At 64.8% G+C, this 7,121-nt stretch carries 6 protein-coding genes and 1 tRNA gene; 2 read left to right on the top strand and 5 right to left on the bottom strand.

Going from position 1 to position 7,121, the window contains the following annotated elements; translation table 11 throughout:
- Positions 1–665 (top strand): phosphoenolpyruvate carboxylase (locus EOA33_RS18560; protein WP_127406251.1); only part of this gene is annotated, 665 nt, incomplete at its 5' end.
- 144 nt (positions 666–809) lie between these two features.
- Here the strand turns inward: EOA33_RS18560 and EOA33_RS18565 are convergent.
- Positions 810–894: transfer RNA gene (locus EOA33_RS18565), tRNA-Leu, on the bottom strand.
- Between the two features lie 237 nt (positions 895–1,131).
- Here EOA33_RS18565 and lipB point away from each other — a divergent pair.
- Positions 1,132–1,875, top strand: a complete 744-nt coding sequence (gene lipB, locus EOA33_RS18570) for a lipoyl(octanoyl) transferase LipB (protein WP_126054040.1) — start codon at positions 1,132–1,134, stop codon at positions 1,873–1,875.
- Positions 1,876–1,894: 19 nt separating this feature from the next.
- On the opposite strand, the gene EOA33_RS18575 is transcribed toward lipB, so the two are convergent.
- The 4 genes from EOA33_RS18575 to proS all read right to left on the bottom strand — a co-directional run bounded on the left by EOA33_RS18575 (position 1,895) and on the right by proS (position 6,962).
- Positions 1,895–2,935: a site-2 protease family protein gene (locus tag EOA33_RS18575; RefSeq protein ID WP_245482365.1), complete on the bottom strand. Its 1,041-nt coding sequence runs from the start codon at positions 2,933–2,935 to the stop codon at positions 1,895–1,897.
- A gap of 720 nt (positions 2,936–3,655) precedes the next feature.
- Positions 3,656–4,339: an ABC transporter ATP-binding protein gene (locus EOA33_RS18580; RefSeq protein WP_189347389.1), complete on the bottom strand. Its 684-nt coding sequence runs from the start codon at positions 4,337–4,339 to the stop codon at positions 3,656–3,658.
- Positions 4,336–5,637 carry a lipoprotein-releasing ABC transporter permease subunit gene (locus tag EOA33_RS18585; RefSeq protein ID WP_126054037.1) on the bottom strand — a complete coding sequence of 434 codons (1,302 nt, stop codon included), beginning with the start codon at positions 5,635–5,637 and terminating at the stop codon, positions 4,336–4,338. Before EOA33_RS18585 ends, EOA33_RS18580 begins: the two co-directional genes overlap by 4 nt.
- A complete protein-coding gene (gene proS / locus EOA33_RS18590) occupies positions 5,634–6,962 on the bottom strand; it encodes a proline--tRNA ligase (RefSeq protein ID WP_126054036.1) in 1,329 nt (442 codons plus the stop codon). Before proS ends, EOA33_RS18585 begins: the two co-directional genes overlap by 4 nt.
- Positions 6,963–7,121: the final 159 nt, after the last annotated feature.

Genomic DNA, 7,121 nt, shown 5'->3' on the forward strand with positions numbered 1-7,121 from the left:
TGTCGCAGGCATCCTATGCCGGGCTGATGGCCGAGCCCGGCTTCCTCCACTATTTCAACCAGGCGAGCCCGGTCGCGGAGCTGGCGCTCTTGAAAATGGGTTCGCGGCCGGACCGCCGTTTTGGCGCCAGCGGCATCGCCGACCTGCGCGCCATTCCATGGGTGTTCGCCTGGAGCCAGAACCGTCATCTGTTGACCGGCTGGTATGGCATCGGCAGCGCGATGAGCTCCTTCGTCACCGTGCGCGGCGAGGCCGGGCGCGACCTTCTGGCCCGCATGTTCGAGCACTCGCGCTTCTTCCGCCTGATCGTCGACGAGGCCGAGAAGACGCTTTACCAGTCCGACATGGAGATCGCGCGGCTCTACGCCGGCCTGGTGTCCGACAGCGATGCGGCCGGACGAATCCACGCCCGCATCGCCGCTGAATATGAGTTGACGCGACGCCTGATCGGCGACCTCACGGGAGGCGATCTCTCCGCGCGCTTTCCGATGTTCAAGCGGCGTTTCGACAATCTGCGGCGACAGATGGATGACATCCACCGGCTGCAGGTCGATCTGCTGCGTGAAGTTCGCGCCAATACCGGCGCAGCGGATCAAAAGCGGGCGACCGACGCCCTGCTCGTCTCGATCAACTGCATCTCGGCGGGGCTGGGGGGGACGGGGTAGGACCGGCCTTTGCCGAGCTGCCTGCATCACCGGCGGCATTGATTCCTACGGGCGATCGCTTCTGATTTGCCCCGCGCGGGCGGCCGCAAGCGCTCGCGCCAGCCTAAGTCCAAAGGCTGTTCAAAGGAACTTTCGGGAAGAGATTGGTGCGGTCGAGAAGACTCGAACTTCCACGGGTTGCCCCACAGCGACCTCAACGCTGCGCGTCTACCAATTCCGCCACGACCGCACGTGGTAGGAGCCGGAACGAACCGGCTCGGGGCCTGTAGCAAATCGTTTCCGGCGAAACAAGTGCGCCGCGCGGAATATTCGCCAATGCATGTCGCCCAAAAGTGCGTAGCGGTTTTGGGGGAACGACATGCATCGGACAGAGCTGCCGGCATAACGTCCCACAGCTTCGGAAAATGCCGGGGAACTGGACGTTTGCAGCCATTGCCGCCATATGAGAGGGCACAAGAGATTTATCATGCCAGAACGCAGCCAGATCGCCACGTCGTTCCTGCCCCTGCCCGGTTCAGCACCTGTCGAATGGGTGATCGAGCCTGGCCTCACCGCCTATCCCGAGGCGATCGCCTTCATGGAGGCGCGCGCCGAGGCGATCCGCAGCGGTGCCGCCGGCGAGATGGTCTGGCTGGTCGAGCATCCGCCGCTCTACACGGCCGGCACCAGCGCCCGCATCGAGGACCTGATCGAGCCCGACCGGTTTCCGGTCTTTTCGGCCGGCCGCGGCGGCGAATACACCTATCACGGTCCTGGCCAGCGGGTCGCGTATGTTATGCTCGACCTCAAGCGCCGACGCGAGGATGTGCGCGCTTTCGTTGCCGCGCTCGAAGAGTGGATCATCGCGACGCTCGCCGCCTTCAACGTGCGCGGTGAGCGGCGCGAGGACAGGGTCGGCGTCTGGGTGGTGCGGCCGGACCGCCCTGCGCTTGCCGACGGCACGCCGGCCGAGGACAAGATCGCGGCAATAGGCATCAGGCTGAGGCGCTGGGTGAGCTTTCATGGCATCGCCATCAATGTCGAGCCGGAACTCGGACACTTCACCGGCATCGTGCCCTGTGGCGTCGAGGACCATGGCGTGACCAGCCTGGTCGACCTCGGCCTGCCGGTGACCATGGCCGACCTTGACCTGGCGCTGAAATCCGCTTTCGAACATGCGTTCGGCCCCGCCGCCGCTTCAGCCGTCGAGGCGATCCGCAAGGCCGGCTGAAGCCTATGCCGAATTCGGCTCAGACCAGTTGCGCCGACGCCCACAGCACCCCGTAGCCGTGGATGGCGAAGACCGCGAGTAGCGCGCCGGCCATGGCGAAACGGTCCAAGGTGCGAATCGGCTTCAGCTCATGGCGCGGCTTCACCGCGCTGCCCATGGTGAGCAGGCTGAGGATCAGGAACACGACGCCGGCCGCAAGCAGGAAGCCCGGCGAAAAGCCGGCCAGCCAGCCGAGCGCCAGCAGGGCTGACAGCAGCAGGAACGAAGCCAGTGCCAGCGCGATCGGTCCGGGGCAGATCTGGCGCAGCACCTGGCCGCCGTCGAACTTCCACACCGGCACCAGATTGGCGATGTTGAAGAGCGCGGAAAAGCCTGCCAGCGTCGCCAGCAGCGCGGCGACTGCGCCATGCCCCTCGCCTCTGGCAAGCCCGCTGGCGGCAATCAGCACGGGCACCAGGAAGGCCGAGAAGCCGGCGCCCATCAGCGCCACGAAGGCCACCTCGAAGCGGCTGTCGTAGGGCCTGCCGCCGATGGCGATACCGCCGAGCAGCGGGATGAAGATCATGCGCGCCCTGCTATGTCCCATCAGCCGGAATGCCGCCATATGGCCGAGCTCGTGCAGGGCGACCACCGAGGTCAGGATCGCGGCCAGCGCCAGGCCGCCAAGGCTGAGGCCGAAGAACGGCCACAGGATGAAGGCCGAAAGCACGGCGAATCCGACCTGGCTCAGCGGATGCTCGAACCAGCCGCCCTTGCGATACTCTCCGGTCCTCGCCCAGCGCTGCAGCTTGCCGAGCTCGCGACGCATGGCGAAATAGCGGAAGATCAGGAACGCGACGCCGCGATAGCGATCGGTCTGGCTGAGACTCACCCGGGTCGCGCCGCCTTCGGCCGCGAGCTCGATGGTTTCGCGATAGTTTGCCCAGAACGAGGCATCGAGCGAAGAATCGTCGAGGACGCGCATGGAGAACCGGCTGGCCTCGACGACATTTTCAAGCGCGACCCTGCGTTCGATCGGCTGGCCATCGCGCCCCTCCCAGGACAGGGTGATCCGGGCCATGCCCTCCCCATCCAGTGCTGCGTCGAAACGATCTCGCCCGACCAGCCGGCATCGCTGCCGAACGGCCATAGCGCCTGCCAGAGCCGATGGCGGTCCGCCGCCACCAGCCGGGACACCGTGACCGTACGCAAACCCAGCGGCACGGTCATCAGCAGAAAAATCAGTCCGAGATTGCCGGCCAGGAGGATGGCCATCACGATCGGCGACACCGGTATTGCTCCCTGTCTTCGGTGCAACCTAGCGTCTTGGCGGACAAGAAAAGCTTAACGTCGAAGCGCTTGCGACAGCCGGCCGCAAGGCATGGTCCTCACATGGCGCCGATCCAGATCGCCATGGAAATCAGAAACGTGCTCATGCAAACGAGCGACACAACATCCTGAACAAGGTCCGACATAACTCTCTCCAGTTGTTAGTATGTTCGTAATTTGTTCTAATTTTGTTCGAATGTCAACGACCGCAAAAAGGCGCCGCCCGGAAATTTCGGGCCCTCAATCCGGCAGGGTTAAGGAAAGGTTGACAGGCGAATGCGCGCCGGTCTTGCGTTCACGGCGGACAGAAAGTCTTGGCAGTCAGGTCGCCGTGCACGCCGAGATTCGGGGCAGGCCGAGTCGAGAATGGTGGGTTCCGAGAACCGGAGCGGAGCGCACTTGAAGTACGTGAGCACCGGAAGCGCAGGAAGCCGCCTTTCGCAGGCCGGCCTCACCCGAATATCGCCGTGACCTAAAGGGGGACGACCTTGCCCTCGGCCAACGTCACCCGCCGATCCATGCGCGATGCCAACTCGTGGTTGTGGGTGGCGATCAGCGCCGCGAGGCCCGATTGCCTGACCAGCGCCTCCAGCGCCTCGAACACATAGGAAGCGGTGACCGGGTCGAGATTGCCGGTCGGCTCGTCGGCCAAAAGCACCAGCGGCGCGTTGGCGACGGCGCGCGCGATTGCCACGCGCTGCTGCTCACCGCCCGAGAGCTCCGACGGCCGATGATGCGCGCGCTTGCCGATCTGCATGTAGTCGAGCAGCTGTGCCGCCCGCTCGGCCGCCTCCTTGCGCGTCAGCCCCTTGATCAGCTGCGGCATCATGATGTTTTCCAGCGCGGAAAACTCCGGCAGCAGGTGATGGAACTGATAGACGAAGCCGACGTCGTTGCGGCGGATGGCCGTGCGTTCCTCGTCGGAGAGCCGGCCGCAGGCGCGCCCGCTCAGAATCACGTCGCCGGCGTCGGGCCGCTCAAGCAACCCGGCCGTGTGCAGCAGCGTCGACTTGCCGGTGCCGGACGGCGCCACCAGCGCCACCATCTCGCCGCGCCGCAGCGAAAAGTCGGCGCCGTTAAGAATGGTGAGCTTGCGCGGGCCCTGGACATAGTGCCGCTCGACGCTCTTCAGCTCGATAATGGCCTCGGCCATCACTCGTACCTCAAGGCTTCGACCGGATCGAGGCGGGCGGCCCGCCATGCCGGAAACACAGTCGCCAGGAAGGAGAGCACCAGCGCCATGATGACGACATAGGTCGTCTCGCGCGGGTCCATCTTCGCCGGCAGCTGGCTGAGGAAATAAAGCTCGGGATTGAACAGGATCCTGCCCGTCATCCACGAGAAGAACTGGCGGATCGATTCGATGTTGAGGCAGATGACGACGCCGAGCAGCACGCCGGCGACAGTGCCGGTGACGCCGATGGCCGCCCCCGTCATCAGGAAGATACGCAGGATGGCGCCACGCGAGGCGCCCATCGTGCGCAGGATGGCAATGTCGTGACCCTTGTCCTTCACCAGCATCACGAGGCCGGAAATGATGTTCAGAGCCGCCACCAGCACGATCAGCGTCAGGATCATGAACATAACGTTGCGCTCGACCTGCAGCGCCGAGAAGAACGTCTCGTTGCGCTGGCGCCAGTCGACAAGGTCGATCGGCCGCTGCGCCGCCTGCTCGACGAGCGGCTTCAGCGCATCGACATTGTCGGGATTGTCGACATAGATCTCTATGGTCTGCGCCCGCCCGTCCATGTTGAAATAGAGCTGCGCCTCCGAGAACGGCATGTAGACGATCGAGCTGTCATACTCCGACATGCCGACCTCGAAGATCGCCGCGATCTTGTAGCCCTTCATGCGCGGCGTCGTGCCAAGCGGCGTCACGTCGCCTTCCGGCGAGATCAGCGTGATGGTGTCGCCGAGCACGAGGCCAAGATTCTCGGCCATGCGCTTGCCGATCGCCACGCCCTCGCCGGTGTCGAAGCCGTCCAGCGTGCCCTGCTTGATGTTGCCGGAGACGATCGAGATCTTGCCGAGATCCTCGCCGCGTATGCCGCGCACCAGCGCGCCTGTGCCGCCGCCGACATTGCCTTGCGCCAGCACCTGGCCGTCGATCAGGGGAATCGCGTATTTGACGCCTGCCACGCCGTTGATGCGGCTCGCCACCTGGGCATAGTCCTCGAGCGGCGAATCGAGCGGCTGCGCGATCAGATGGCCGTTGACGCCGAGGATGCGGGTCAACAGCTCGGCGCGGAACCCGTTCATCACCGCCATGACGACGATCAGCGTGGCCACCCCCAGCATGATGCCGAGGAAGGAGATCGAGGCGATGACCGAGATCACCGTCTCCTTGCGCCGCGAGCGCAGGTAGCGCCAGGCAACCATGCGCTCGAACACCGAAAAGGCGCCGGCGGCTGGGGCTTTGACGGCCGGGGCTTTGGCTGCGGCCGCCTGGCTCATGCGGCGATACCGAGGCGCTTCTTCGCCGCTTCGATCGGCAGCGTCTCGCGCTCGCCGGTCCTGCGGTTCTTGATCTCGATCTCACCGGCGGCTACGCCGCGCGGCCCGACGATCACCTGCCAGGGCAGGCCGATCAGGTCGGCGGTGGCGAACTTGCCGCCCGGCCGCTGGTCGGTGTCGTCATAGAGCACGTCCTTGCCGGCGCCGGAGAGTGCGGCATAGAGCTCGTCGCAGACGCGGTCGCATTCGGCGTCGCCCACCTTCATGTTGATCAGGCCGATGTCGAACGGCGCCACCGCGTCGGGCCAGATGATGCCGTTGTCGTCATGGCTCGCCTCGATGATCGCCGCGACCAGCCGCGAGGGACCGATGCCGTAGGAGCCGCCCGAAGCGAAATGATCCTTGCCGTCGGGCCCGGTCACCTTGGCGCCCATCGGCTTGGAGTACTTCTCGCCGAAATGGAAGATATGGCCGACCTCGATGCCGCGCGCCGAGACTTTGTCGCCCTCGGAGACCTTGTCCCAGGCCGCCTCGTCATGCATCTCGTCGGTGGCGGCATAGGGGGTCGTCCACGTCTTGACGATGTCGGCGATCTCGGCGTCGTTGGAAAAGTCGGTGTTCGCGCCCGGCACGGCGAGCGAGAGATAGTCTCGATGGCAGAACACCTGGCTCTCGCCGGTGTCGGCCAGGATGATGAACTCGTGGCTTAGGTCGCCGCCGATCGGCCCGGTGTCGGCGCGCATTGGGATCGCCTGCAGGCCCATGCGCGTGAACGTCCTGAGATAGGACACGAACATCCGGTTGTAGGCGGCCTTGGCGCCCTCGTAGTTGAGGTCGAAGGAATAGGCGTCCTTCATCAGGAATTCGCGAGAACGCATAACGCCGAAGCGCGGCCGCACCTCGTCGCGGAATTTCCACTGGATGTGGTAGAGGTTGAGCGGCAGGTCCTTGTAGGACTTCACATAAGCGCGGAAGATCTCGGTGACCATTTCCTCATTGGTCGGCCCGTAGAGCATCTCGCGCTCCTGCCGGTCCTTGATGCGCAGCATCTCCTTGCCGTAGTCGTCATAGCGGCCGCTTTCGCGCCACAACTCGGCCGACTGGATGGTCGGCATCAGGATCTCCAGGGCGCCGGCGCGGTCCTGCTCCTCGCGGATGATCCGGCAAACCTTGTCCAGAACCCGCTTGCCGAGCGGCAGCCAGGAGAAGCTGCCCTGTCCCTGCTGGCGGATCATGCCGGCGCGCAGCATCAGCCGGTGCGAGACGATCTCGGCCTCGCGCGGATTTTCTTTGAGAATGGGCAGGAAATAGCGCGACAAACGCATGGACTGGTCCGTGAGAGAGGATGGCCTCGCCGGAATCGGCGCGGCATGGGCTGCTTGCCCCGGCTTCATAGCCATTTCATGGCGGATTGGAAACCCGAGCGAGCGCCCGAAGTGCCGCAACCGCCCGGTTGATCGTTTCACAAGCAAGGCCTGCCGTAC

The sequence above is a fragment of the Mesorhizobium sp. M4A.F.Ca.ET.050.02.1.1 genome, from assembly GCF_003997725.1.
Lineage (GTDB): Bacteria > Pseudomonadota > Alphaproteobacteria > Rhizobiales > Rhizobiaceae > Mesorhizobium.